Origin of the sequence: Vibrio sp. 10N.247.310.17 (assembly GCF_041466605.1) — a bacterium.
Classification (GTDB): domain Bacteria; phylum Pseudomonadota; class Gammaproteobacteria; order Enterobacterales; family Vibrionaceae; genus Vibrio; species Vibrio tasmaniensis_A.
On record NZ_JBFSTC010000008.1, the window covers coordinates 1 to 25,312 of the forward strand.

22 protein-coding genes are annotated in these 25,312 nt (G+C 43.0%); 11 read left to right on the top strand and 11 right to left on the bottom strand.

Annotation, left to right across the window (positions count from 1 at the left end; genetic code table 11):
* Positions 1 to 160 precede the first annotated feature (160 nt).
* From AB6D80_RS04210 to AB6D80_RS04235, 6 genes are all read right to left on the bottom strand, one after another.
* Positions 161 to 742 (bottom strand): TetR/AcrR family transcriptional regulator, encoded by a 582-nt coding sequence (locus tag AB6D80_RS04210; protein WP_017104255.1) that lies wholly within the window; start codon positions 740 to 742, stop codon positions 161 to 163.
* Between the two features lie 319 nt (positions 743 to 1,061).
* Positions 1,062 to 1,457: a phosphate ABC transporter substrate-binding protein gene (locus AB6D80_RS04215; RefSeq protein WP_009846438.1), complete on the bottom strand. Its 396-nt coding sequence runs from the start codon at positions 1,455 to 1,457 to the stop codon at positions 1,062 to 1,064.
* Between the two features lie 11 nt (positions 1,458 to 1,468).
* A complete protein-coding gene (locus AB6D80_RS04220) occupies positions 1,469 to 2,734 on the bottom strand; it encodes a hypothetical protein (RefSeq protein ID WP_135383930.1) in 1,266 nt (421 codons plus the stop codon).
* A 12-nt stretch (positions 2,735 to 2,746) separates the two neighbouring features.
* Positions 2,747 to 4,366: a methyl-accepting chemotaxis protein gene (locus AB6D80_RS04225; protein ID WP_009846436.1), complete on the bottom strand. Its 1,620-nt coding sequence runs from the start codon at positions 4,364 to 4,366 to the stop codon at positions 2,747 to 2,749.
* A 103-nt stretch (positions 4,367 to 4,469) separates the two neighbouring features.
* On the bottom strand, positions 4,470 to 5,675 hold the full coding sequence (locus AB6D80_RS04230; RefSeq protein WP_372187841.1) for an EAL domain-containing protein: 1,206 nt from the start codon (positions 5,673 to 5,675) through the stop codon (positions 4,470 to 4,472).
* Positions 5,672 to 9,814: an ATP-binding protein gene (locus AB6D80_RS04235; protein ID WP_372187844.1), complete on the bottom strand. Its 4,143-nt coding sequence runs from the start codon at positions 9,812 to 9,814 to the stop codon at positions 5,672 to 5,674. The genes AB6D80_RS04230 and AB6D80_RS04235 overlap by 4 nt, the downstream gene beginning before the upstream one ends.
* A gap of 370 nt (positions 9,815 to 10,184) precedes the next feature.
* On the opposite strand from AB6D80_RS04235, the gene AB6D80_RS04240 reads away from it, so the two are divergent.
* The 3 genes from AB6D80_RS04240 (at position 10,185) to AB6D80_RS04250 (ending at position 11,841) form a co-directional block, all read left to right on the top strand.
* A complete protein-coding gene (locus AB6D80_RS04240; RefSeq protein WP_009846433.1) occupies positions 10,185 to 10,457 on the top strand; it encodes a hypothetical protein in 273 nt (90 codons plus the stop codon).
* A 19-nt stretch (positions 10,458 to 10,476) separates the two neighbouring features.
* Positions 10,477 to 11,013 (top strand): hypothetical protein, encoded by a 537-nt coding sequence (locus tag AB6D80_RS04245; RefSeq protein WP_372187846.1) that lies wholly within the window; start codon positions 10,477 to 10,479, stop codon positions 11,011 to 11,013.
* A gap of 261 nt (positions 11,014 to 11,274) precedes the next feature.
* Positions 11,275 to 11,841 carry a hypothetical protein gene (locus AB6D80_RS04250; protein WP_372187849.1) on the top strand — a complete coding sequence of 189 codons (567 nt, stop codon included), beginning with the start codon at positions 11,275 to 11,277 and terminating at the stop codon, positions 11,839 to 11,841.
* A 222-nt stretch (positions 11,842 to 12,063) separates the two neighbouring features.
* On the opposite strand, the gene AB6D80_RS04255 is transcribed toward AB6D80_RS04250, so the two are convergent.
* Positions 12,064 to 12,837 carry an ABC transporter substrate-binding protein gene (locus tag AB6D80_RS04255; protein ID WP_017085617.1) on the bottom strand — a complete coding sequence of 258 codons (774 nt, stop codon included), beginning with the start codon at positions 12,835 to 12,837 and terminating at the stop codon, positions 12,064 to 12,066.
* A 10-nt stretch (positions 12,838 to 12,847) separates the two neighbouring features.
* Positions 12,848 to 13,981 carry a histidinol-phosphate transaminase gene (hisC, locus tag AB6D80_RS04260; protein WP_017104259.1) on the bottom strand — a complete coding sequence of 378 codons (1,134 nt, stop codon included), beginning with the start codon at positions 13,979 to 13,981 and terminating at the stop codon, positions 12,848 to 12,850.
* Between the two features lie 181 nt (positions 13,982 to 14,162).
* Here hisC and AB6D80_RS04265 point away from each other — a divergent pair, with 181 nt between their 5' ends.
* The 6 genes from AB6D80_RS04265 (at position 14,163) to AB6D80_RS04290 (ending at position 17,866) form a co-directional block, all read left to right on the top strand.
* Positions 14,163 to 15,050, top strand: coding sequence for a LysR substrate-binding domain-containing protein (locus tag AB6D80_RS04265; protein WP_009846429.1), 888 nt, complete (start codon positions 14,163 to 14,165; stop codon positions 15,048 to 15,050).
* Positions 15,051 to 15,335: 285 nt separating this feature from the next.
* Positions 15,336 to 15,584 carry a hypothetical protein gene (locus tag AB6D80_RS04270; RefSeq protein WP_017104260.1) on the top strand — a complete coding sequence of 83 codons (249 nt, stop codon included), beginning with the start codon at positions 15,336 to 15,338 and terminating at the stop codon, positions 15,582 to 15,584.
* A gap of 161 nt (positions 15,585 to 15,745) precedes the next feature.
* A complete protein-coding gene (locus tag AB6D80_RS04275) occupies positions 15,746 to 16,366 on the top strand; it encodes a septation protein A (RefSeq protein WP_009846427.1) in 621 nt (206 codons plus the stop codon).
* Positions 16,367 to 16,561: 195 nt separating this feature from the next.
* Positions 16,562 to 16,960 (top strand): acyl-CoA thioester hydrolase YciA, encoded by a 399-nt coding sequence (gene yciA, locus AB6D80_RS04280; RefSeq protein WP_009846426.1) that lies wholly within the window; start codon positions 16,562 to 16,564, stop codon positions 16,958 to 16,960.
* 209 nt (positions 16,961 to 17,169) lie between these two features.
* Positions 17,170 to 17,466, top strand: coding sequence for a YciI family protein (locus AB6D80_RS04285; RefSeq protein WP_012603655.1), 297 nt, complete (start codon positions 17,170 to 17,172; stop codon positions 17,464 to 17,466).
* A gap of 1 nt (position 17,467) precedes the next feature.
* Positions 17,468 to 17,866: a GspS/AspS pilotin family protein gene (locus tag AB6D80_RS04290; RefSeq protein WP_029223165.1), complete on the top strand. Its 399-nt coding sequence runs from the start codon at positions 17,468 to 17,470 to the stop codon at positions 17,864 to 17,866.
* A 101-nt stretch (positions 17,867 to 17,967) separates the two neighbouring features.
* Here AB6D80_RS04290 and metE read toward each other — a convergent pair whose 3' ends face one another.
* Positions 17,968 to 20,316, bottom strand: coding sequence for a 5-methyltetrahydropteroyltriglutamate--homocysteine S-methyltransferase (gene metE, locus AB6D80_RS04295; RefSeq protein WP_371694384.1), 2,349 nt, complete (start codon positions 20,314 to 20,316; stop codon positions 17,968 to 17,970).
* 278 nt (positions 20,317 to 20,594) lie between these two features.
* On the opposite strand from metE, the gene AB6D80_RS04300 reads away from it, so the two are divergent.
* Positions 20,595 to 21,506, top strand: coding sequence for a LysR substrate-binding domain-containing protein (locus tag AB6D80_RS04300; RefSeq protein ID WP_009846422.1), 912 nt, complete (start codon positions 20,595 to 20,597; stop codon positions 21,504 to 21,506).
* A gap of 156 nt (positions 21,507 to 21,662) precedes the next feature.
* On the opposite strand, the gene AB6D80_RS04305 is transcribed toward AB6D80_RS04300, so the two are convergent.
* Both AB6D80_RS04305 and AB6D80_RS04310 read right to left on the bottom strand, forming a co-directional pair.
* Positions 21,663 to 21,863 carry a DUF4250 domain-containing protein gene (locus AB6D80_RS04305; RefSeq protein WP_009846421.1) on the bottom strand — a complete coding sequence of 67 codons (201 nt, stop codon included), beginning with the start codon at positions 21,861 to 21,863 and terminating at the stop codon, positions 21,663 to 21,665.
* A gap of 121 nt (positions 21,864 to 21,984) precedes the next feature.
* Positions 21,985 to 22,665 carry a hypothetical protein gene (locus AB6D80_RS04310; RefSeq protein WP_009846420.1) on the bottom strand — a complete coding sequence of 227 codons (681 nt, stop codon included), beginning with the start codon at positions 22,663 to 22,665 and terminating at the stop codon, positions 21,985 to 21,987.
* 237 nt (positions 22,666 to 22,902) lie between these two features.
* Between AB6D80_RS04310 and AB6D80_RS04315 the strand changes: the two genes are divergently transcribed.
* Positions 22,903 to 25,308 (top strand): YgiQ family radical SAM protein, encoded by a 2,406-nt coding sequence (locus AB6D80_RS04315; RefSeq protein WP_408063605.1) that lies wholly within the window; start codon positions 22,903 to 22,905, stop codon positions 25,306 to 25,308.
* Positions 25,309 to 25,312: the final 4 nt, after the last annotated feature.

Below are 25,312 nucleotides of genomic sequence, written 5' to 3' on the forward strand. Positions count from 1 at the left end.
GGGGATTATCTGCTAACTGCAAGATCGTTCAAGTCTTCTTAAACGATCGGCATTAGCTCAAATGAGCGGCGTTTTTTCGTGTCAGTTTTTGAGGAATTAGGAGTTAAGACTTAAAAACCCAAAATGTAACTTACGAATAATTCATTTAATAAGCAGTTATTTAATAAGCAAAGCGAGTCTCTTCTTTAAATAAGCTAGCTATAACCTCTTGGTATTGCATAAGGTTAAACGTAGAGTTGTCATTGTTATATTTTTGTTGCTTGTTTGCTAAATATGGTTGAGACACTAACGACGTAACCAACATCTGGTAATAATGAAAGTTTGACTCGTTACAGCCATCAACTAAATAAAGAAGATTTTCAAGAGTCTTATTGTAGGTGTAACCAAACTTAGACTCTTTAAGGCGTTGAACATTTTCGTAATTGTATGAGCTTCCGCCAAAAGTGAATAGTAAAAAGATGTTAGGCGAAGCTTCCCAAAACTCGATAAGTTCAGAAAGTAAGTGTTGTAGTTGTATTCCATCCACTCTCTGATACTTTGAGAACTGATCTTGAAAACGACTTGTATGCTCTTCGATGAGCTGATCAAACAATTGCTCTTTGTTATTAAAGTAATAAAGAATTAACGCGGGGCTTACACCCGCAGACTTAGCAATAGACCGAATTGAAACTTTACTATAAGGCTGAGAAATAAATAGCTTTTCTGCTGAGCTCAAGATTTTTGTTCTTTTGTCATTTAGCATCAGATTGTATCCTCACCTATTTGTTTATATTACCCGCGCATTCTATAACTCAACCAAATAATCTCAACATGCCCATTTTTATATCAAACAAACTAAATGAATAAAAATATAAAAAATTTGGATTTTTTAGAAAATAGAACAAAAAACAACCGGTAAGATTGCCTTATAAAACAATAGGATAGGAAATTAACAAGCGAGTGTAAGCGGTAAGTAAGAGAGTTCGAGCAGTATGTAAGCCAATGTAAGAGTGGCGCCCTATTAGAGCGCCACACGAAAAGCCTTTACTTTGCAGCTCAAGCTTTTATTTTAAAGCTCAAGATTAAAGCTTTAGAAGAACCTTAACTGAACTATCAACTAAAGAGTCATCGATATAAGCAATTTTGTTTGAAGAGCTAGCGACCATGTCTTTCGCTAAGCTTTCTTGACCTACAGCTTTAGGTGGTTGACCTTTACCCGTAAATACTCGCTTTGCCCAGTAAGCTTGAAGCTGTGCTTCTGTCTTCTTTGTAATTGCTTGGTGAAAAGTACCCTTAAGTGGGTGACCGTCTTCCAAGTCTACCGCTTCAATCTGTAGAGACTTTGCTTTACCTAGATACAGTTTTTTAACTGTTGAAGCGTCAAGCTCATTCATTGATGGGTTGCCAACAACAACCAAACCAGCGAAAGCGTTCATGCTGCTAAGAAGAGCAGCGGCTACCAATGCTTTTTTAAACATAATTCTCTTCCTTAAAATACCGCGTCAACTTTAACTGTGTACAAGATGTTGTCTTCGTTCTTGTAAGATGCGTTAACACCACCATTAGTTGAACCGAAGTTGGTTAGGTAGCTAACATCACCTTTCAGCGCGATATTAGGCATAAAGTCCCAACGAGTACCGATGCTGTAAGTTGTGCGTTGAACATTTAAGCCACTTGCAACGTATTTTGCTGACTTGTAATCATTCGGGCTTCCGGTGCCTAATAGCGCTTTCATACCTGTACTTTTCACTTGGCCATTGCGCTCAGCATCGTCTGTTGTCTCCATATGCGCAGCAGTCACGTAAGGTGTGAATTCGTTCACACGGTAAGATACTGTCAGGTAAGCTGCATCTACATCTTGGTAAAAACCTTCTACTGTAGTGCGAGTCACTTCTGAAACAAGCGCTAGGTTACCGTTGTCGTATCGACCACCAATACCGTAAAATTTCGCTTTTTCATCATTGAATTTAGTATTCTGCATTTCATACGAATTCCCCGGATTTAGTGGGTCATTATCTAAGATCCAATTAGTGCTTGAGCTAACTGTTGCTTGAGCGTAAACCGCACGTAATGTCCAAGTGTCGTCGGTCCAGTTGAACACCCCACCAACGATATCATCGAACTGAGTATCGGCACTATAGGTATGCTTAGAAGCTGAAAGCTTTTGTGCTCCTACAAACCCTTGGAATGATGCTGTGCTATCTTCCAACTCAATATCGTAAATGAAATCCCCACCAGTCAGTGATGTAAGAACGACTGGGCCGTATACTTCGCTAGGTACGCGAACGCTTGTTTGAGCGTAACCCACCTCTAGGTAGTCAGAGTACATGAAAAGAGGAAGACGCAGCTTACCGCCACGAAGTGTCAGGTTTGGTGTTACTTTATGGCTTAGAAATGCCCACTCAACATCCGGTGTCCAGTTTTCTTTCTTAGTGCCTCGAGCAACCATTTGCACTACAGCTGAAGTAGATTCGTTAACTTCAAACTCACCCTGCAAACCAATTAGAGAACCTTCTTCAAAGCGTACTTTGTTTTCTGACTTCATGAAACCATGGCTATTGTTACCAAGTTGCATGTTCAAAGACGCAAAACCGTTGAAGTTAAATTTATCAGCGACTGAATTTAGTTCTTTTGCTTCAAGAATAGCGACCTTGTTTTCAAGCTCAGCCAATTTTTGCTCATCTGTAGCGTGTGCAGCGAATGAAGTCGCAAGTGCTACCGCTAACGGCAATAAGCGAAAAGAGGAGTTAGTCATTGTTGTTCTCCGTTATACTTTAAATTGTGATGTTGATTTACTCAGCTCTGTAACGATGCCACTCAGTTGGTGACTTAGAGCTTCGAGTTGATCTGTCGACTGAGACACTTGATGAGAGCACTGTCTAAAATCATCCATATGGGTGTGGATTTGTTTTGAAGCACGAGCTTGATGCTCTGTAGTACTTGCAATTTGTTTGTTGAGCTCGGTAATTTCTTCTACCTGGCCACTAATTTCTAATAGATAGTCACCCGCGTTTTGCGCGTCTCCAACCGCCTGTGACGAGCTCGCTAAGCCTTGGTCCATAGCGCCAACAGCAGCGTTAGAGCCGGACTTAAGGTCGACCAACAGGGCATTAATTTCTGTTGCGGATTGTTGAGTATTGTTCGCTAACACGCGCACTTCGTCGGACACAACAGCAAAGCCTCGGCCATGTTCACCAGCTCGCGCAGCTTCAATTGCAGCATTTAGTGCTAATAAATTCGTTTGCTCAGCGACACTTTGTATTGTGTTTAGTATTGAGCCAACATTGCTTGCATTCTGATCGAGTTCTTTCAACTTACAGGCCGTATCACGGATGTTTGTCGCAAGCTCTTCAATTTCTTTACTCGTTTTAAGAACCACTTGTGTTCCTGTTTGAGCACTAGAATTGGCTTTTTGAGCTTGAGAATCTGCATGCGATGCAAAGTTAACAACTTGTTCTATGAGGTCGATGATGTTATTGACCGCCTCGGTAACCTCTTCGATGTGATCACGTTGAGTGCTATTTAGAGCCAAGGTTTGATTCGACTCGCTACGAATCTTGTCGCTGACAACCTCAAGCTCGTGTCCAATGCTTAACGTACTCGCGATAATGCCTTGTAGCTTTTCAATGAATTGATTGAAACTCTCAACAAGCGTTGATATCTCATCTTTTCCTGCGTAGTCGATGCGTACCGTTAAGTCACCATCCCCAGTCGCAATCGCCTTCATCTTTTCTGTCACAAGCAATATTGAGCTAATAACCGATTTGAATATTGCGTAACCAACCGAAATCACAGAGATCAAAAAGAACACACCTAACCAAATAGATTGATTCGCAGCGTCGTTTGCGGCTTTTTCAGAGTGCAAGATAGTGTCTACGACCTTCTGACTCGCGGATGCACGTAACGTCTCGCTTAACGCAACTAATGAATCATATTCAGTGCTAAGTTGGTTCGCTCTGGAGGTCAGGCTCTCGAAAGAGTCATTGAGATTAATAAAATCTTCGCTCAGCGCGTACGCAGAATCCGTGTACCTTGCTAGTTGTTGTGACAGTTTATTAAAAGCTGTCGCTTGTGAAGGTAAAACATCGGCACCACGACTCGCTTCAACTTGCAGTTCAGAAGAAATTTGACGTGCAAAATCGAGAGCTTGCTCATCTTCCATCACGACAGCAGCTTCGAACTGTTGCTTCACGTTAGGTAAAAGAGAATATATTTTCGTCGCATGCTCAAGTGCAGGGTAGTAACTTGACTCTAACTGCTTTAGGCGCTGACTATTATCATTATGAATAAAGACATTTATTGAGATAATGGCAGCTAGGCTAAGAGATATTATTGAGAGCAGTACAATAAACTGTACTTTAATGTTGATATAGCGAGACAATAGCATAAGGTTTTTTCATTAGCGCTGGTTGTGGCTGATGGTAACGTTTGTTCATATTTAATAGCGAACACATTCACTAAACAAATTTACCGTTATGTTCAAAGCCCGCTTATTTAATTTCTTTAATTAAGTTCAGCTCTTTAATTTTGCTGTCCCAGTCTTCTTTCCACTCTAATAGTTTACGAGCGGGCATTGGACGAGCGATAAAATAGCCCTGAACCAATGTGTCGACATTACTGATTTCACGAATGTCCATCCAAAGAGAATGATCCTCAACCCCTTCAGCAACCGTACTCAGTTCTAATAAGTGAGCCAAGTAGAGAGTAGCGCGAACAATGGCATGGCTTGAACGACTGCTCTGAATGTTTTTCACAAAGTCGATATCCAGTTTCAGTGCTGAAAATGGCAGGTCATCTAATTGCTTGAGTGAAGAGTAACCTGTTCCAAAGTCGTCAATCGCCAGGGGAATACCGCGCATGCATATCCTCGTGGTGGACGCTAAAGCAAGAGCGACACTTTCAACTAAATCAGATTCTGTTAATTCCAATTTTATCTGCTCTGTCTCAAGTTCACCTTGGTCGATCAAAGCGAAGATATAATCAACAATATCACCGTCAATAATATCTTTAGCTGTCAGGTTTATTGCAAATCTCCGCTCTCCGAGAAATGACTTCTCATTGATCGCTTGATTGATTAAATACTTCATCACCTCTCCCATTTTTCCTGACTCAAGTAACCGAGACAAAAAGAAAAAAGGGCTGAGTACGCCATAACGAGGGTGCTGCCATCGAATTAGCGATTCACTTTCTCGCCATTCACCACTATGGATACACACTATCGGTTGGTAATAGAACATAAACTCTTGGTTGCTTACCGCTTTTGCTATGTCTTCATCCGCAATAACGATGTCGTTATTAGAATTAGAAGCAGCCGCTTCTTTTGTAGAGTTAAGGTTAATTAACTTTGACAGCGACTCTTTTGCTATTGGCTTCTCAAGAACACCAAGCAAATTCAGGTTAAACGCTTTACACATCTTCCTTGCGGCATCGAGCACTGTTTTGCTTTCCGCACTTGTGATGATGATATTGCCTTGAAAATCGGCCTCAGCAAGGCGTTTTAGGAGTTCGATACCATCGATCATCGGCATATTCAGATCACATAAGATCAAATCGACAGAAGAGGCTTCAATAAACTCTAGAGCCTTATATCCACATTCAAAAGGTTGGACATTTTCCATACCCAAACTCTTTAAAACCATCCCCATTACATTCAATTGAAAAGGGTGATCTTCTATCACTACAACATGCTGGTTCATGGTAGCTCCTTAAATGGTTTGATTGATTCTGAACAATAAGTCTTCAATTGGTTCGTCAGCTGTTCGAGGTTGTCGTAATGTGCTTGAATACCATCTAAGTCACTTAAGGAGACCAATTCCATTGTTTGCAATTGATTGGCAATGTCCTCTGTGCCTACCATTTTTGCAGCTCCCTTCATCTTATGAGCTACCTGTTTAATGGCTTCGAGATCTCGCTGTTCACACGCAGCTTGAAGCAGAGGCATGTCAGCTTGATGGCTCTTGATAAAGTCAGTGATGATCTGCATGACGAGATCTTGGTCACCAAACAATTCGGTTAAGTTGGCGAGATCAATCGGAGCAGAGCTCGGCTCACTTTTAGGCTCCGAGGAACTAATACAAGGCTTATCGACAACAGATTGCACCTTATCAAGATGTTTGATTATGGTGTCGCCAATCACCCTTAATTTGGTTGGTTTTGATAAGAAGTCATCCATACCAATCTCAAAGCACTTATCATTTTCACCTTGCACAGCGTTTGCGGTTAACGCAATGATCGGAAGACGAGGTTGGTTTTGGGTCTGCTCTTTTACTCGGATCTGCCTCGTTAATTCGTAGCCATCCATCTCAGGCATGTGGCAATCGGTAATTAGCAGCCCATAATCTTCATTATCTAAGGCAACAAGTGCTTCCTTGCCGTTATCTACCATGTCGGCATGGAAACCTAATTGCTCAATTTGTTGAAGAATTATCTGTTGATTGATTGGGTGATCTTCCGCTATTAAGATAAGTCTTTGATTCTGTTTGGCAGACTCGCGCGACTCAGTACTCAATTTCAGAGTATTATCATCTTGGACAACATCTTCCACAAACGCAGGACAGTTGTGCAAACAGTGCATCAACTGCGAAGGCAACAATGGGTTTGCTGACAGATTCCAGCCCAATTTGCATGGCGCAGGCGAAAGCATTCCTTGTTCACTGACACAAATAAACTGCACGCTTTCGGCGAACGTATCAATGCTCTGATCTAGCTCATGAGGAATAAACACAAAATCAGGCTCAATGGTATCGACCCAGTGTGCGAGCTCTTTAGTCACCTGAACATTCTTTGAGATAACCTTAATACCCCAAGATGTTAGATAGTTCTCTAATTCAGATTGCTGCATGAACGTTTTGGTAAGTAGCGCCACCTTACCATTCATGTCCGCCCTGTTATTTTCAGCGAGCGTTTTAAGCGGCAGCGTAATAGAGAACGTTGAACCAATGTTGATCTTACTCGTCACGTTAAGACTGCCACCCATTTGTTCAATAAGTTGCTTCGAGATAGTCAAACCAAGGCCTGAACCACCATATTTCCTCGTGGTTCCTTCATCGGCTTGAACAAAAGGTTGGAATAGGTTTCGAATGTGTTCTTCACTGATACCGATGCCACTGTCAAACACCTCGAAACAAATTTGTTGCTGTTCACCATCCAGGTCGAGTAACTTTGCCGCTAAACCTACGGTTCCATATTCTGTAAATTTAATGGCATTGCTCAACAAGTTATTTAAAACCTGTCCAATACGAATATCATCCATTAAGACTAAATCATTCAACTCAGGGTCTAACCAAAATTTGAACTGTAACCCTTTGGCGTGAGCTTGCCTCGCCTGCAACTGAGTCACTCTAAGGGTCAATGTATCTAGACTTGCTGGCTGATAATCTAGGGTCAGCTTACCGGCTTCAATTTTCGAGAAATCGAGTATATCGTTAACAATATGCAGTAGGTTATTCGCCGATTGACTCAGCGTTGTATGGATTTTTTGAACTTCATAACCAACTTCATATTGCTCTGACAATTCCAACAAGCTAACAATGCCTCCCAATGGAGTGCGGATTTCATGACTCATGTTTGCCAAAAATCGAGACTTGGCCTCAGTTGCGGCGATAGCACTTTGTCTTGCTTGTGTTAGCTCTTCTTGCTGTTGTTTTAGCTCAGTGATATCAGTAAGAACAGAGTCCCATTCATAATAATCACCAAGATCAGAAATCTTACTCTGCAAATTGAGCCATCGGTTTTGGTTATCAATATTCACTCCAATATCGAGGCTTAGTTTTCCCTCTTTATTTCCACTACGTACCTTCTTAATTAAGGTTCGACGATCCTGAGCATTAAGCGGTGCGAAAAAACTAATTGGAGAGCGGCGCAATTGAGCAGGAGTAAGCCCTAAAAGCTCCTCTACCCCATTACTAATAAAGACGAATTCAATATCGTGAAGACTTCGTTTGGGCTGAATATGCTGTATAACCGCGCCATGCAAATTGTTCGCCAGTTTCTGTACTCGGTCATCGGCACTTTTTGCAATTTTTTTCGCTTCGTAAAGCTCAGTAAGATCATCAAGAATGGTCACTGAGCCTTCGATATTCCCGTTGGAGATATAAGGGCACTTCCAATACGCGTAGTGTTTACTGCCTTGCGGCGAAACGACTTCTTTTTCTAAGCGAGGTAAAACAACCCCGTGATGGATCATTGTGTCTTCATCGGAGTTATTAACGATGGTTCCTTCGATTAACTCAAAACCAGTAAGCTGCTGCGCGGCACTGTTCAGACTGATTATCTGGTTATCCAAGTTACGCACAACAATAGGAAACGGCATTGCGTCCAACAATGAACGCTCGAACTCCACTTGATGTTTGAGAGCGGATTCAGTTCGCTTTCGATCTTCAACTTCACGTCTTAGTTTCCAACTCCATGCCATTACAAGCATAATGAGCACCGATGCTACAGAGATTAAAATGGCAGCACCCAAGATAACATCTGCCGTATCTACGCCCGATTCATAAGACACATCCAACCAATGCTTCTTGATCTGCTGATACTTGTGATGAGGTATGACGAACAGCGCTTTGTTAATAATATTGTTCAGCACTTCTTGGTCGGCTTCGACACTGTAGGCGACTGGAATATCGTTGTCTTTAGATAGCAGGCTTGTTACGCGTAAGTACCCTGAATACTGGCCCTGTAATAGAGGAGACGCTAAATAGAGCGAAAGCATCGCTGAGTCTACCTCTCCTGTATCCACGGCATCGAGCAAAAGCAACTCAGAGCTATAGGTCTTAATTGGGCAAGCCTCACAATAGCGTTTCACAAGCTCTATTCCGACACTGTCGTTTATAGTTCCAATAACGGAGCTCTTCGTTAACTCACCGAATACCGCCAATTTACTCGTATCACTTTTACCAACCAGTGCCCACGGCTCAACCATGAAAGGCTTAGAATAGAGGTGATGCTCATCGTCACCAGTAGAAGGTGTCGCCTTAGTATGAATTACTGGAAGAGAAACTGGATGAGCTTGGTTGCCCTGTAAATCGAGGTCGTTGTCGTAAATAAAGTTTAACCCCGTAAGTCGGGATATTTCACTCAATATATCAATCGAAATACCATCAGGCTTACCTTCACTATTCATGAAAGATATAGGCTTAGAGTCTGCCGTCGATGATACATATATGTTCGGATTAAGAAGAAGGAACTGCTGTTCTTTTTCAGTTAATAGCAGCTTGTTTTTACTAACGACTAACAGAAGACGCCTTTGTATTTCGTTCAACCACTTTTTGCGAATATTAACAAGCTTGCTTGAGTTATCTTGGTTTATAGCGTTATTGATAATACCCAGCAACTTCCTATTTTCAGGCGTATCCAGTAAGGCAATAACATAATTATTTAAGGGTAAACCATCATGTAAGTTGACCGACAAAAATAACTCATAGGGGCTATTCATTAACTTGTTGTGCAGTAACACTCCATCATCAACAATGGCTAACGCGTTCTCTCGAGCTACAGCAGCAATCGCGGTTTGATAGGATGAATATGACTTAAAAGAAGAAAATGGGAGAAGCGATTTCACAGAAGACGCGTTACTCGAGTCTTCAAAATAAGCCAGGTTTCGTCCCTTCATTAATAAGTGGCTTTCAATAGGCTCACTACTTAGGCTAACCATTCGACTAGATAAGATAGGTTTAGAGTAAATAACACCGCTACTAGAAACATTTTGTTCAGCCGTAATAATGGCATCAACTTGTTCAGTTTTAAGTACGTTATTTAGATCCGACGGAGAATGAAAACCGACAAACTCCAAGCCATTCAACTCACGCTCTGCATAGAAACCGGTCAATTCAGGCAATAATCCCGAAACCTCCCCCTCTTGGACAACAACGTACGGAGAAAATCCTGAGGTTTGAACTCCGATTGTAATCGAACCACTAGCCTTAACGTAAAAAGATACGGAAGAAGCCAGGATAATTAGAGAAAGTAGATTAAAAGCGCGGAACATGAATAACCTAGAGTTTTATTAATTAGTGCACCTTATATCTTATTCACAGTCTCGACTCACCAATTTGCACTGAACAATATGGAATTTCTGTTTAACACAATCGGTTGCTCCGCTTTGGCAGTATGACTTATAAAATGAATTGTAAGCAGTTGATACAAAGCTTAATAACCCAATCAGCTACTAGGTTGGTCTCCCCGATGTTATATGAGGTCCCATAACAATGATTAAATTTCTACATATCAGTGCAATTATATTACCTATAGCTTTGATCGGCTGCGGGGGAGATAGTTCAAAAAAATCAACCACCACTTCAAAGCCTAAAACCCAGCAAGTTACCGCGACTAAATCTACTCTAAACCAAAAACTGAACAAGGTAGATTTGCAATCAAAAAAACTGAGCTCAGAAGGCGTTAATACGATTATGAACTTGCCTGTCGGAAAGACGAGCCTATCTATCTCTACACCGACCAAATTCAGTCAAGTTAAACAATAGATATTGAAGGATTAGTATTATGAAAAAAACCGTTTTAGCTTCAACCATTTGTATAAGCCTATTCTCTTCATCTATCGTTAACGCCCACTACAATGGTGCTCATGAAGTCGGTGAGAACATGCGTAGTAGCATTGATGAAATGATTACAACTAAGCTTAAAGCGTCATTTTTTGACTCTGCTGCGCTTTATATGGACGCAACAAATGTTAAGCAATTAAAAACCTCCCCAACTGGATTGCTAACATCTTTGACTACGGGTTCGCAGAACACGGAACTTCCGTTGGAAACTAGACAGGAGTTGATCGACGCATCTCAAGAAGTCGGCTTTGTCGTTGACTACTTGAAGAAAAACCCTAAGACACAAGGTGTCGATAAAGAGGTGATGGATTTCTGTATTGCAGAAAACGTAGAAGCGAAGAATTGGCCGGGTATTGATTATGTTGTCGATCAATACGGCACAAAAAATGGTATCACTACGCTCCCCGTCTCTATTATCTATTTCGCATCCAAAGGCGAATGCCAAGATCCAAATGATTGGGCACCCAAGTTAAATTAGAGCACCGCAAAATCAGAATTTGAATCCTCAATTCCCCAAGAGATCATTGCTTACAGCTCAAACGTAGGTAACACTGGCGGTGAACTCGTCTTCATTCTTGAAAACAGTTATAACTTCAGTGACGAGCCCGAAGAGCAATTTGAGTCTTTTACTTTCTATCAAACATCAAGCGATGACACTCCTGGAACAGGTCTGTTTAGACGTACTCAAGTTAATAAAAACTCCTCAGATCCTACGCAAGCGTATTCAAAGTTTATCAACGTGGCATGTCAGGACTGTAATAGTGACAACGAGAAGTTTAAAGTTGAGAGCCGCGCCGAGTCTGGCTACGGTACAGTGTCAGTCGCTTCAAGTGCTGTCGAATCTGGAGGCAAATTAATTCCTGGTTTCGTAAGTGAAGATTCAACCGAAACCGAATACTTTGTTCAAGTAAACTATGAGACAAAGGCCCCTAACAAGGCTACATCTCTATTCGTTGATGCATTCAAATTCGAAGATTCCCTGATCCATGGCCGTTACTATTACGATGGTTTTAAAGGTGTGAAGTTCAGTGCTGAAGAGTTACAAACCGCGAATTTAATTGCTGAGTATTCCCTAGCTCATCCCCTAAGCTTAAACGGGCTATCGGTAGTGGAAACCAACGGTGTTCTAACGAATAACTCTTACTCACTACAGGTAAAATCAAATAACTCGGTCATTGTTGCTCCAGTACCCGTGACGGACGCAGAAGATATTCAATTATTAAATGAGATATCTAAGGTTACAGCAGAAGCTATCAATTACGACAATAGCGATGTGACGATTGCTGATTGGAATAAAATATACTAATCAGATCATTAGTTACGATTGTTGGCAAGGCACTGCCTACTTTCCTTGCACTAAGCCACTCAGTCGAGTGGCTTTTTTTGTACGTCTCTTCTCCCCTTCCCAACTACACACTTAAACACTTAAACACTTAAACAATGGTCTTTTGGAGCCAATAAAAATCCGAGAGCCTCACAGCCCTCGGATTTTTGTTTTTGGTGTTCTAATTTTTAGGCGTTAGACGAATTACAAATCAGCGCCATAGATATCAAACGTAAAGTACTTCGCGGCGATCTTGTCGTAAGTACCGTTTGCTCTGATCTCTTCAATCGCGGCATTGAATTGTTTCGCCAGTTTTGAATCCTGCTTTCTTAGTGCTAACGCCGTACCTTCGCCAATGTAGGCTTTGTCGGTCACTGCTTTGCCTTTGAATTCAAAGCCCTCGCCTTCTTTCTTGTCTAAGAAAGCCAATGACAGTTGATCTGAGTTGCCGAAGGTTAGATCTAGACGACCGTTTTGCAGATCCAGATAAACTTCATCTTGGCCGGTATAACGCTTAATGTTTGCCACATCGCCAAACTTGTCGGTTACGTAGCGATCGTGAATCGTACCTTGCTGAACACCGATGGTTTTACCTGCTAAGCCTGCCTCATCGACGCTGAATTCCGCGCTTTTAGCAGCAACAAACACGGCTGGAGTTTGGTAGTACTTATCAGTAAACAAGATCTTACGCTTACGCTCTTCGGTAATACGCATTGAAGCCATAATCACATCTGACTTTCTTGCCAACAAACTTGGAATTAGCGAGTCCCAACTTTGTGAAACCCAAGTACAATCGAGTTTGGCTTGCTCACACAAGGCATCCGCTATCTCAATATCAAACCCGACAGGCACACCATCACTGTTTTTGTAGTTAAATGGCGGATACGTAAAGTCTGACGCCAAACGGATTTCTTTCGCCTGTACCGTTGTACCAAGTAAAGCGGCCGCACAAGCGAGTCCTAGTATTATCTTTTTCATCATTGCCATCCTAGATATGATCTTTATCGAGTTGAGATTGAGTTTCTTTATGCTGAGATTGTTTGCCTTGTTGATTCTTTTCTAATTCGGTTTGGTAGCGTGTTAGTGACGTTATCACTTCTAGCATGCTCTCTTGGCTACCAATACTGATTCGTACACAGTTACGCAAAGCAGGTTCGTGGTTTTGGTTTCTTGTCACAATGCCATCCTTCGCCAATACGCTAAACACATGGTGCCCCGGTTTTTGACGTAGCAAAACGAAATTAGTCGATGAAGGGTAAACCTGTTCTATAAATTCAAACCGCGTTAGCTCACAAGCAAACCGATTACGCAATTCAACCAACTTTAACGTCGCGCTTTCCATCAACGCAATTCGTTCATCAGACAATGCGTCTAGCACTATTTGAGATGAGCAATCTGGCATTGGATAAGGGGGAATCAGTTTCGCGACATACTGCATCACATTTTGACTCGCTAAGATAAAGCCACATCGAACCGCAGCCAATCCAAACGCCTTAGACAAGGTGCGAATCACAACCAAATGCGGATAACGCGCAATAAGGCTCACCGCTGAAGTTTGTGGTTCAAATTCGATATACGCTTCATCGACTACCACTAGCGACTTGCCAATCGTGCCTTCCAGTACCTGAATCAAATCCAATTTAGGGATCACATTGCCCGTAGGGTTGTTTGGTGAGCAAAGAAACACGATATTAGCCAATTCCGCTTTATTCACTATATCAGCGACGTTAAGGCTGAAGTCTTCCTGCAATGGAGAGTCTAAAGTATTAATCGCCAATGCATCGGCGCAAAACTCATACATCGCATAGGTTGGAGAACAGATAAGTATGTTGTCGCTCGCCGGCTTACAGAATGTTCTAATCAGCAAATCAATCGCTTCATCTGCACCACGGACAGCAACCGTCGCGGCATCAGTGCCACAGTAATCTTGGTAAGCCTTAGCAATATCTTGTGGTAAGAAGTCTGGGTATCGGTTGTGACTTGCTTCTCCTTGAAACAGCGAGCTTTCCAATTCATTGGCGTTTAACCAAACACGTCCATCACCACCAATTCTTCTTGCCGATTGATAAGGTATTAATTTTTTTACAGCCTGAGGTACTAAGCTATCAATAAAAGATGTCAAGAAGCTATCCCTTTCACAAAATCACAATGTCTTCATCATTGCCTTCATATTCAATAAATGTGACCTATACACATATTGAATCACAAATGATGATTAAGTATTTACATTCAAACAGAACACTATTGATAAATGAATCGAAATAATCACATAATAGCCATGATAAAAAATCATAGGTAAAGATATGAATCGCACACTTCCTTCAACTAAAACCTTGCTCGCGTTCTTGTCGACGGCAAGGCACCTCAATTTTACGCGAGCGGCACATGAGCTGAATGTTACGCAAGGTGCAGTGAGTCGTCAGGTATTGTCGTTTGAAGAAAGTCTCGGGTGCGATCTTTTCTACCGACATGCTCGCGGGTTGTCATTAACACCTAAGGGAGAAGAACTGGTTCCGCTGATTCAAGATACCATCCAACAACTGCAATCGGCGTTAAATCAAGTTGCCAGCTCTCCATCGAAGATCAAGCTCAACGCACCAAGTTGTATTACCTCTTGGCTGCTACCCAAGTTGATGTCTTTTCAGCAAGCCTATCCTGAAATTGATGTCGAACTCACGTCGACCATCAAGCACGTTTTTGAACCAAGCTTTGACCCGTTTGACGCCGTAATCACCTATGGTAAGAAGCCAAGCCAACAATCGATAGTGAGCCAGTTATTGTTCAACGAGCAACTGGCTCCGGTCTGCCAAGCTCAAAGCATTACGCAAAGCCATCTTGTAAGTAGCGCTTCTACTATCATCAAGCCACACAAGCTCGCCCAATACACTTGGTTGCACGCCAACAATGAGCAGAGTGATTGGCGGCTTTGGTTGGAACACATAGGCAGCCACGACCTTTCAAGCAAGAACAACCAACAATTCGCGACGCTCGATCAAGCGATGAACGCAGCCATTCAAGGGTTTGGTATTGCCATAGGCGACATCACGCTGGCCAAGCAAGATATTGATTTGGGTAGATTGGTGAAAGTGAGTGAAGGCAGTGTCTTCTCTGGAAATGGTTACTTCTTACTGCAACCCAAGAATCGACAAAATACATCCTTATCTACGCTGGTTGATTGGCTCGTCGATTAGCGGCAATCATCTTTGGAAAGCCCCCACTGTAGCTTTAATAGATCGTCATAATGAGAATTTTACCGTTCTCAAAATGAAACTATTTTCCGGTAGCTACGTATTGGTGTTTAGAGTTTAGAACGGACGTTTCTTTAACTAGTTGAAAAGAAAATTAATTCAACTTTTTGCGTCAGAAATTCTATCCCAATGGATAAAATGGCATTCGAATTGCTTTGTCATAGATAACCCAACCAATATACAGCAGGTTGCACCAATAACATTGCAGCTTGTCACGGAGGATAGGCTATGACCTTACAAAGACATACATATTACGGCTTAATTCACCATGGAATTAAAACCCTATTAATGGACAGAATTGGCCACTTCACAGAGCGTGAATATCACGAATACCTTGACCTAACGACCGGCAAATCGACATGTTTTGCCATGAGTGAACAAGAGCTCGAGAATACCTTAGACAGTTTAAAGAGCGAAGGTTACCTTGAAGATATCAAGAAGCTAATACCTCGCTACCAAACCACATCAATACAATAACGTTCTTAATCTCGATTGGGCGCTTCAATCCTTTATTGGGGTTAAACTCGCCAAAACGGTTAGATGTAATTAATTGGCATCCAATTGTCTCGAGCTATTTAGCATCGAGACAGTTTTGGTTAGACTGTCTGCAACTCAACTAACTGGATAGTCAGTGCCACATGAAGCAAATTCTTGATTTCATTCCTCTCATTATTTTCTTTGCGCTTTACAAGATGTACGACATCTACACGGCTACAGGTGCATTGATTGTTGCTTCCGCAGTACAAATCATTTTGACGTACATCATCTACAAGAAAGTAGAAAAAATGCAGATCATCACCTTTCTAATGGTTGCCGTATTTGGTGGCATGACCATCTTTTTGCATGATGACAACTTCATAAAATGGAAAGTGACCATCGTTTATGCGCTATTTGCTATCGGCCTTACAGTCAGTCACCTAATGGGCAAATCAGCGATTAAAGGCATGTTGGGTAAAGAGATCTCTCTTCCTGAAGCAGTATGGGGCAAGATCAACTGGGCTTGGACTCTGTTCTTCACATTGTGTGCGATCCTCAATGTTTACGTTGCTTTCAACCTGCCATTGGATGTGTGGGTCAACTTCAAAGTGTTTGGCTTACTGATCGCTACTTTTGCATTTACCTTACTAACGGGCGTTTATATCTATAAACATTTACCAAAAGACCAACATTTGCCAAAAGATAAGCATCAGCAAAGAGACCAAGAAACACAAAACGATACGCAACAAGAGCTCTCAGGTAAAAATACCGAGGAGAAATAACCCTTAGGGATGAGTCCTCACCCCCTTTTTGATACAATTATTATCAATATGCGATTTAACAGTGGCCAATGATACTCGTGATCATTGGCCACTGATTGTTTGTGTTCGGTGAATACGTTAAAAATACGACCACCGCGAACCCCGCAAACACATCTATTTAAATTTAAAACAATCAATACCATTAAGAGTACAACAATGACTATTCAATCAACTTTGAACCCGATTGGTTCTTTACTTCTTCGCACTTTGGCGATGCCTTCTGATACCAATGCAGCAGGCCAGATTTTCGGTGGTTGGATAATGTCTCAGCTCGACCTTGCTGGCGGGATACTGGCGAAAGAGATCTCTAACGGCAAGATAGTCACCGTGTCAGTATCAAGCATCGAATTCAAACAGCCAGTGTCGGTTGGCGATGTGGTCTGTGTTTATGGCGACTGCACCAAGATTGGCCGTAGCTCGATGAATATCGACCTAGAAGTCTGGGTTAAGCCTGTACTTGATCACGGTATTGGCGATCGTTACAAGGTATGTGGCGCGACATTCAACTACGTTGCCGTGGACGAAAGCGGTAAACCTCGCTCAATCAACAAATAACGTTTTTCATTAAGCCATTAACGCAAATGGTCTTTAGTTTCAGCAAATGAAATTACTAAAGACCATACAACTCTCTCGTACCAATTCACCTCGCACCAATTCACAATTTCTTATCATTAACTCTTCCAATACCGATTAGTTCGCGTAAATTAGCCAGATAACTAATTTAATCGCTCTAATTCAGTGAAGTAACATAAGGATATCTCAACATGTGGTACGTGATTTTTTCTCAAGACGTCGAAAACTCATTAGAAAAACGCCTAAGTGTTCGCCCACAACATCTAGAACGCCTACAAACACTTCACGACGAAGGCCGACTGTTAACAGCAGGTCCAATGCCAGCCATTGACTCCGATAACCCTGGCGAAGCAGGCTTCACTGGTTCTACTGTTATTGCTGAATTCAACTCTTTGGAAGACGCACAAGCATGGGCTGATGCAGACCCGTACATCGCTGCTGGTGTCTACCAGAATGTAATTGTTAAACCATTCAAGAAAGTATTTTAACGTGAAAAAATGGATTATTGGGTCACTGGCTATTGCCCTACTCGCAGGCTGTAGCTCATCAAGTGAACAAGACAAACAAAGACAGTTAGAGATGATGGCTCACCATCGTGCGGGCGTTTTATCTGCTGGCCTACCTATTGAGTATGGTCCACTCTCTATCATGCGTGTGCTAGCAAAAAATACTGTCGTCGAAATCATGATGATCTACAACCAAGATGCAAAAGGTGCTAAGCCTTTAAACCAAGTTGTAGATATGAGTGTGAATAGCTACTGCACCAACTCTGAAGTAAGAGCTAACCTCGACATGGGCTTAGCTTACAACATCAAAATTCGCAATACACGCGGACAACTGATGGTTGAAAAGCTGATCAGCAAAGAGACTTGCCAGAGCAGCAGCTAGATTCGATATTCGAACAAGCATAAAACCAGAAGGCCTCGCAAATGCGAGGCCTTTTTTGTGGTTCATCGTGGAGTAGAGGGTCAATCAAATCTTAGACTAAATTATGCCTCAGCGGATCCCCACTCTTTACGCAGTGTCTTCGTCGCCGAAACTAAGTTAGTAAGTGCCGCTTCTGTCTCTGCCCAGTTACGAGTCTTTAATCCGCAATCAGGGTTTGCCCACAAACGTTCTGCAGGTATTTTTTCTGCCGCTTTCTTAAGTAAATCTACAATCCACTCTTCTGAAGGGATGTTTGGCGAGTGAATATCATAAACGCCAGGTCCAATCGCATTCGGATAGTTAAACTCTTCAAACGCTTTCAGCAATTCCATGTTCGAGCGAGAAGTCTCAATGGTGATCACATCGGCATCTAGCGCGGCCACTGAATCAATGATCTCGTTGAACTCGCTATAACACATATGGGTATGAATCTGAGTTTCTGGTTTAGCACTCGCCGCTGAGATCTTAAAGGCATCCACTGCCCATTCTAAGTACTCTGCATGGTCGCGTTTTTTCAAAGGCAAACCTTCGCGAATAGCAGGCTCATCGATTTGAATTATGTTAATACCTGCGTCTTGTAAATCAGACACTTCATCACGTAGAGCAAACGCCAGTTGGTTAGTGATCTCTTTGCGTGAGATGTCTTCACGAGGGAATGTCCAACATAGAATAGTGACGGGTCCGGTCAGCATGCCTTTCATCTGTTTCGAGGTCAGAGATTGCGCATAAGTCGACCACTCGACCGTCATTGGTTTTTCACGCTCGATATCCGCAACCACAATCGCCGGTTTCACGCAGCGAGAGCCATAGCTTTGTACCCAACCAAACTTAGTGGTTTGGAAGCCTGCTAGGTTTTCTGCAAAGTACTCCACCATGTCATTGCGTTCCGCCTCGCCATGCACAAGCACATCCAAATCTAAGGCTTCTTGGCGTTTAACCGCATCAGCAATATGACCTTTCAATGCGGTTGTGTATTCCGCTTCATTCAGTTTGCCAGTTCGGTAAGCACTACGCTGAAGACGAATCTCTCCTGTCTGTGGGAACGAACCAATGGTTGTGGTTGGTAACAGCGGTAAGCCGAGAACTTCAGACTGATGCGCTGCACGCTCTGCGTATGGAGCACTGCGTTCTGCCAGTGCTTTGGTAATGGTATTGATACGAGCCTGAACTTGTGGCTTGTTCACATGAATCGCGCTCTTACGGGCAACAATTGGTTGGCTGTAAGTCTCACACGCCAAAATGGCCTTTTGATCGCCGTCTAACGCCGCACCCAACAAGCTCACCTCGGTCACTTTCTGTTTTGCAAAGGCAAACCAACTCTTCACTTCTTCGCTGAGCGTTTCTTCTAACTCCAAATCAACAGGACTATGCAGCAATGAACATGAACTTGCGATCCAAAGCTTATCTCCTAGTTTGTCTTTCACCGGTTGCAGTAACTCAAGCTGCGCGGCTAAGTCAGCTCGCCACACATTGCGTCCATTGATTGCACCCGCAGAAAGTACCCAATCTTCCGGTAATTTATTAACCACTTCATCGAGTTGCTGCGGTGCTGCTGCTAAGTCGATATGTAAGCCGTTGATAGGCAGATCTACGATTTTATCTAATGTATCTGTGACCGAATCAAAGTAAGTGGTAAGTAGTAGTTTTACATCGCCTTGAATCACTTGGTAAGCCAGCTTGAATGAATCTACCCACTGATTATCAAGCTCCAAAGCCAGGATTGGCTCATCAATTTGGACCCACTCTACGCCAAGCTTTGAGAGCTTTGCCAAAATGGCTTGATACGCGGTAAGAAGGCGAGGAAGTAGAGATAAGCGGTCAAACCCTTCTTCCACTTCTTTGCCTAGGTATAAGTAAGAGAGTGGCCCAAGGAGTACAGGCTTAACTTTGTGTCCTGCTTTAATCGCTTCATTCACTTCATCAAACAGTTGAGGCCAACTTACTTCAAAAGAGTCATCTTTGCTGAACTCAGGAACAATGTAGTGGTAGTTAGTGTTGAACCACTTGGTCATGTCAGAAGCAGCTGAACTGTCTTTAGTGACATCATTCGACGTATGCGAACCACCGCAGCAAGTAGATTGAACTTGAGACTGACCACGACCAACGCGGAACAAGGTATCTAAATCTGGGAAGGCTTTTTCATCTTCTGATCCACCAGCATGGCGCTTGGGAACGTGGCCTAGAAGTAGAGTCGTAGTTAGTACATGGTCATACCATGCGAAGTCACCCGCAGTTGCAAAGCTTAGATTCGCGTCAGCTTGTACATTCCAGTTACGATTTCTTAATTCACTGCCGGTCTGCTTGAGCTCAGATTGATCGATCTCACCGCGCCAGTACTTCTCGAGAGTGAATTTGAGTTCGCGTTTTTCACCGATACGTGGGTAGCCAAGAATATGCGTTGTTGTCGTCATGTGTCTGTTCCTTATTCGATAATTTTAATTTCCGGTCAGACTGCCTGTAATGATTGTATTTTTAACAAAGGCGTCTGGATGGCTAAACTATCTCCCTAATCTGAACGATGAACAAGGTCCAAATATTCATCTTGTTTATTAATAATATTCATCTTGAATCATCCAAAGATGAACAGTTTAAATCCATCTGGACATCTAGACGTTTACAGGAGAGCAAAAACACCGTAGGGTGATTATTAAGAAATATTGAATTGGCTTAGGGAATATGAGGAATACTCATGATAGAGCTTAAACACCTTCGAACATTGACCACCTTGAGAGACAGCGGCTCGCTAACCGCGACTGCAACTTCTCTTCATCTGACTCAGTCGGCACTTTCTCACCAGTTGAAAGACCTTGAGGCTCGAATTGGCGGTCAGCTTTTTTTGCGTAAAACAAGGCCGGTTAAATTTACCTCGGAAGGCGAAATTTTGTTAAAACTGGCTGATGAGATACAGCCACAAATCGCCAAAGCTGAAAACGAACTCGCAAGCCTAAAAGAGGATGTGAATGGCCGATTGCACATGGCGATCGAGTGTCACTCATGCTTCCAATGGCTAATGCCCGCTTTGAAGGAATACCAAGTTGCTTGGCCAAGCGTGACCTTAGATTTCTCGTCAGGGTTTGGGTTCGAGCCTCTACCGGCATTGATGGCTGGAGAACTCGATTTGGTGATCACCTCTGATATACAGCCCCGTTCTGAAGTTCACTACGAACCTCTCTTTGATTTTGAGATGCGTTTGATCACTGCAATCAACTCACCTTTGGCAGAAAAACAGAGCATAGAACCGCAAGATCTTAGCGATATAACCATGCTCTCTTATCCGGTTCAAAAACAGCGTCTCGATGTAGTGAAACACTTTTTGCAACCAGCAGGCGTTGAACCAAAGAAATGGAAACAAGCAGACAACACATTGATGCTGGTGCAAATGGTATCGGCAGGTTTAGGTGTTGCGGCCTTACCTAATTGGGCAATCAGTGAATTTTCGAGACAAGGGTTAATCGCCAGTAAACCATTGGGTAACGGGCTTTCAAGAAGGTTGTTCGCAGCGGTAAGAAACTCAGAAAAAGACAAACGTTACCTACAAGCTTTCTTTAGCACGGCAAGACAGCAAAGTAAGAGTCACCTAGATGGCATTGAGGTCGTTTAAGAGACTCGTTGTTGGGTTAGTTTATGCCTGCGTTGAACCTGATAGATATGCGCCAGAAACAAAAAAAGTCACAGATTATCTGTGACTTTTTTATTGCCAATACCGACAACAGGTAATGAGTGTTAATCCACGATAGAAGAAACTCTCATTGTGAGCTTATCTTGAGTAAGACTTGAACTGATTAGTCAGTGGGTCGTATTGATAGCCCAACATATCAAGCTTGCCCACGACACTTTCTATATCCATTTCATACATACTGATCAGCTCTTCAAAGCTATCGCATTCTAAGCGAAGTTTTTCATTCACGATTCCCAGCAAAATAATGCTATCGAAACCTTTGACGTTGCTTAAATCCATCCCGTACTCCTAACGAACACACCGACTAGATTTAAGTTTAGAACGCTTACCAACACCACGCTAAAAAACAGATCACACTTTTTCGATTCAACACCGAAAGGCTTGTGAGATCAGTAACCGCCTACATCGCCCAAACTGGCGTTAAACCAACAGCCGCCGCCAATAACATCAACAATGAAATAGTCAGCTGAAGCTTTTCAGGGGTTTTAACGAACAATAAATGCCAACACCACACCACGATAGCTGAGATTAGCAAAGCAAAGCTAAACAGCAGAGTTGAAATCATTGGCTCTAATTGAGCTTCAGACAGAGAGTAAACATTGATGACCGTCGCCAAAACCACCAACATCCCCGTCAGCACACCAACAACGGGCAGAACACGGTGAAAAGCCTGTAAGCGTGTTCTTGCAATCGTCAGCAGTAAATGACCAAACGCTGCCCCCAATAAAACCACGAGTAATAAAGTGCTAATAATACCGACTGTGGTTGCTTGCTCCGTCGCTTGTATAGCAACGTATGACAGTGCTAAACCACAAGCTAAATACATCACCCAAATAGGGCCAGAATCTCGAGTCTTCTTGGTTTGAACTTGAGAATAGAAATAAAAGATCGCGAACACGACAAGAAATGCTTCAATTCTTAATGAGGCAACGGCAAGCCACAGCACGCCAATTGCAGGCAACATCTTGTGAATGCGGCCACGTTGTCCCGGGCAAATATCCCCTTTCACTAAGATGAGGGTTAAGATCAGTTGGGCTCCTAATAGCATCGGAGCAAATTGTACTAATAACGTTTCGACCATTGTGGATCTACTTCTTCAAACTTATTTTCGCGAATAATATCAAAAACTGGTGCGAACACTAATCAAAATCATAAATTAGAGACGAGATTCAAGGCTTCAACTATGCTGATGTATGGCTCTTCTGTCGCCATTTACCGTAAAAATACGAAAGACATCAAAACTAACAGGGGCATGTTCTACTGGCTAGTCTAGGCTCATGCCGCTATAATTCCCGCCTCAAAAATCAGAGGTTGAAATATGTACAGCGATATCACTCCTATTCACGAACACAAAAAATACTGGGCCGAGTGCTACGGAACTGCACCCTTTTTGCCTACCAGTAGAAAGGAGATGGATGCTCTTGGATGGGATAGCTGTGACATTATTATTGTAACTGGTGACGCTTATGTCGATCACCCGAGCTTTGGCATGGCTATCATTGGTCGCCTTCTTGAAGCTCAAGGATTCCGCGTGGGCATTATTGCGCAACCAAAGTGGGACAATAAAGACGCCTTCATGAAGCTAGGTAAACCTAACCTATTCTTCGGCATTACAGCGGGTAACATGGACTCCATGATCAACCGCTACACCTCTGATCGCAAATTACGTCACGATGATGCTTATACGCCAAACAACGAAGGTGGCAAGCGTCCTGACCGTGCAACTCTAGTTTATTCCCAACGTTGTCGCGAAGCCTACAAAGGCACGCCAATCGTTCTTGGTGGTATCGAAGCAAGTTTGCGCCGTGTTGCTCACTACGACTACTGGTCAGATAAAGTTCGTCGCTCTGTATTGTTTGACGCAAAAGCAGATATTCTTCTTTTTGGTAACGCTGAGCGTGCACTGGTTGAAGTGGCACACCGCATTGCCGATGGCGAAGACATGTCTACGCTGACCAATATCCGCGGTACTGCTATCAATCTTCCTGCTGCCCCAGAAGGCTTCAAGATCATTGACTCTTCTCGTATCGAAAAGCCGAACAAAGCGTACGTTCCGGTTAACCCTTACGAAGTTGAAACCCAGTGTGATACTAAGAAAGACGAAAAAGAAGAAATAAAAGCGCAACCTATTACTATTCGTCCTTCTCGTCACGACGCAAAAACAACCGCGGTTCGTATCCCAGGTTACGAAAAGCTAAACAATGACCGTATTCTTTACGCTCACGCTAGCCGTATTCTGCACCTTGAGACAAACCCGTACTCAGGTCGTGCTCTGATTCAACGTCACGGTGATCGCGAACTTTGGGTTAACCAAGCGCCGATTCCATTGACCACAGAAGAGATGGACTACGTGTTTGGCCTTGCTTATAAGCGTGTTCCGCACCCTATGTACGGCAAAGCGAAAATCCCTGCATACGACATGATCAAAACCTCGGTTAACATCATGCGTGGTTGTTTTGGTGGCTGTTCTTTCTGTTCAATCACAGAGCACGAAGGTCGCATCATCCAGAACCGTTCGAAAGAATCTATCTTGGATGAAATCGAAGACATTAAAGATAAAGTGCCGGGCTTCACCGGTACTATTTCTGATTTGGGCGGCCCAACGGCGAACATGTACCGTTTAGGTTGTTCAGATCCTAAAGCAGAAATTAACTGTCGTCGTCCATCATGCGTGTTCCCGAAAATCTGTGAAAAGCTAAACACAGACCATCAACACACCATCGACCTGTACCGCTCTGCGAGAAAAGTACCGGGCGTTAAGAAGATCATGATCGCTTCTGGTGTACGTTACGACTTAGCGATTGAATCTCCAGAATACGTTCGTGAGCTTGTGACTCACCACGTTGGTGGTTACTTGAAGATTGCTCCAGAGCATACTGAAAAAGGCCCACTGGATCTGATGATGAAGCCGGGTATGGGCACTTACGATCGTTTCAAAGAGATGTTCGAGAAATACAGCGCTGAAGCCGGTAAGAAACAGTACCTAATTCCTTACTTCATCTCTGCTCACCCGGGCACAGAAGATGAAGACATGCTTAACCTTGCAATGTGGCTGAAAAAGCACAACTACGAGTGTGACCAAGTACAGAACTTCTATCCATCGCCGATGTGTAATGCAACGTCGATGTACTACTCAGAGACCAACCCTCTGAAACGCGTGAAATATAAGAAGCGTGAAGATGTTCCTGTACCGAAAGGTGATCGTCAACGTCGTCTGCATAAAGCGCTGCTTCGTTACCACGATCCTGAAAACTGGAAGATCATCCGTGAAGCGCTAATCAGCATGGGTAAAAAACACCTAATTGGTGACAAAGCAAACTGTCTAGTACCAGAAGAAGATTTTGAAGCTCAGACACCGGCGCAGCGTCGTAAGTCTGGTCGTCACGGCTCACAGCGCTTTGCGACTAAGCACAGTAAGTCTCAACCAGGTCTTGGTGGCGAAAGCCCACGTAACCATTCTAAGCCAGGTGGCAATAAGCCAAAACCGGGCGGTAAGAAGCCAACGGGTAGCCAAGGTAATGGCAATCAGGGCAACGGAAAGCAGAACGGCAATGGTAACGCGCATAAACCAGCGACGGGCTTCATCAAAAAAGCCCCTGCTAGTCAGCAATCTCAAGGCAATGGCGGCGGGAATGGCAAGCCAAACCGTAACAAAGCGGGTAATGGTCAAGGTGGTAAACCTGTGAGTAACGGCAAGAATCGCCAGCGCGCAGCACAACGTTAAGACA

Coding starts and splice junctions, on each gene's coding strand:
- AB6D80_RS04225 (WP_009846436.1), bottom strand. CDS start 4,366: ATGCTATTGTCTCGCTATATCAACATTAAAGTACAGTTTATTGTACTG.
- yciA (WP_009846426.1), top strand. CDS start 16,562: ATGACTATTCAATCAACTTTGAACCCGATTGGTTCTTTACTTCTTCGC.
- AB6D80_RS04275 (WP_009846427.1), top strand. CDS start 15,746: ATGAAGCAAATTCTTGATTTCATTCCTCTCATTATTTTCTTTGCGCTT.
- AB6D80_RS04315 (WP_408063605.1), top strand. CDS start 22,903: ATGTACAGCGATATCACTCCTATTCACGAACACAAAAAATACTGGGCC.
- AB6D80_RS04300 (WP_009846422.1), top strand. CDS start 20,595: ATGATAGAGCTTAAACACCTTCGAACATTGACCACCTTGAGAGACAGC.
- AB6D80_RS04285 (WP_012603655.1), top strand. CDS start 17,170: ATGTGGTACGTGATTTTTTCTCAAGACGTCGAAAACTCATTAGAAAAA.
- AB6D80_RS04255 (WP_017085617.1), bottom strand. CDS start 12,837: ATGAAAAAGATAATACTAGGACTCGCTTGTGCGGCCGCTTTACTTGGT.
- AB6D80_RS04230 (WP_372187841.1), bottom strand. CDS start 5,675: ATGAACCAGCATGTTGTAGTGATAGAAGATCACCCTTTTCAATTGAAT.
- AB6D80_RS04270 (WP_017104260.1), top strand. CDS start 15,336: ATGACCTTACAAAGACATACATATTACGGCTTAATTCACCATGGAATT.
- AB6D80_RS04305 (WP_009846421.1), bottom strand. CDS start 21,863: ATGGATTTAAGCAACGTCAAAGGTTTCGATAGCATTATTTTGCTGGGA.
- AB6D80_RS04265 (WP_009846429.1), top strand. CDS start 14,163: ATGAATCGCACACTTCCTTCAACTAAAACCTTGCTCGCGTTCTTGTCG.
- AB6D80_RS04220 (WP_135383930.1), bottom strand. CDS start 2,734: ATGACTAACTCCTCTTTTCGCTTATTGCCGTTAGCGGTAGCACTTGCG.
- AB6D80_RS04240 (WP_009846433.1), top strand. CDS start 10,185: ATGATTAAATTTCTACATATCAGTGCAATTATATTACCTATAGCTTTG.
- AB6D80_RS04245 (WP_372187846.1), top strand. CDS start 10,477: ATGAAAAAAACCGTTTTAGCTTCAACCATTTGTATAAGCCTATTCTCT.
- metE (WP_371694384.1), bottom strand. CDS start 20,316: ATGACGACAACAACGCATATTCTTGGCTACCCACGTATCGGTGAAAAA.
- AB6D80_RS04215 (WP_009846438.1), bottom strand. CDS start 1,457: ATGTTTAAAAAAGCATTGGTAGCCGCTGCTCTTCTTAGCAGCATGAAC.
- AB6D80_RS04310 (WP_009846420.1), bottom strand. CDS start 22,665: ATGGTCGAAACGTTATTAGTACAATTTGCTCCGATGCTATTAGGAGCC.
- AB6D80_RS04210 (WP_017104255.1), bottom strand. CDS start 742: ATGCTAAATGACAAAAGAACAAAAATCTTGAGCTCAGCAGAAAAGCTA.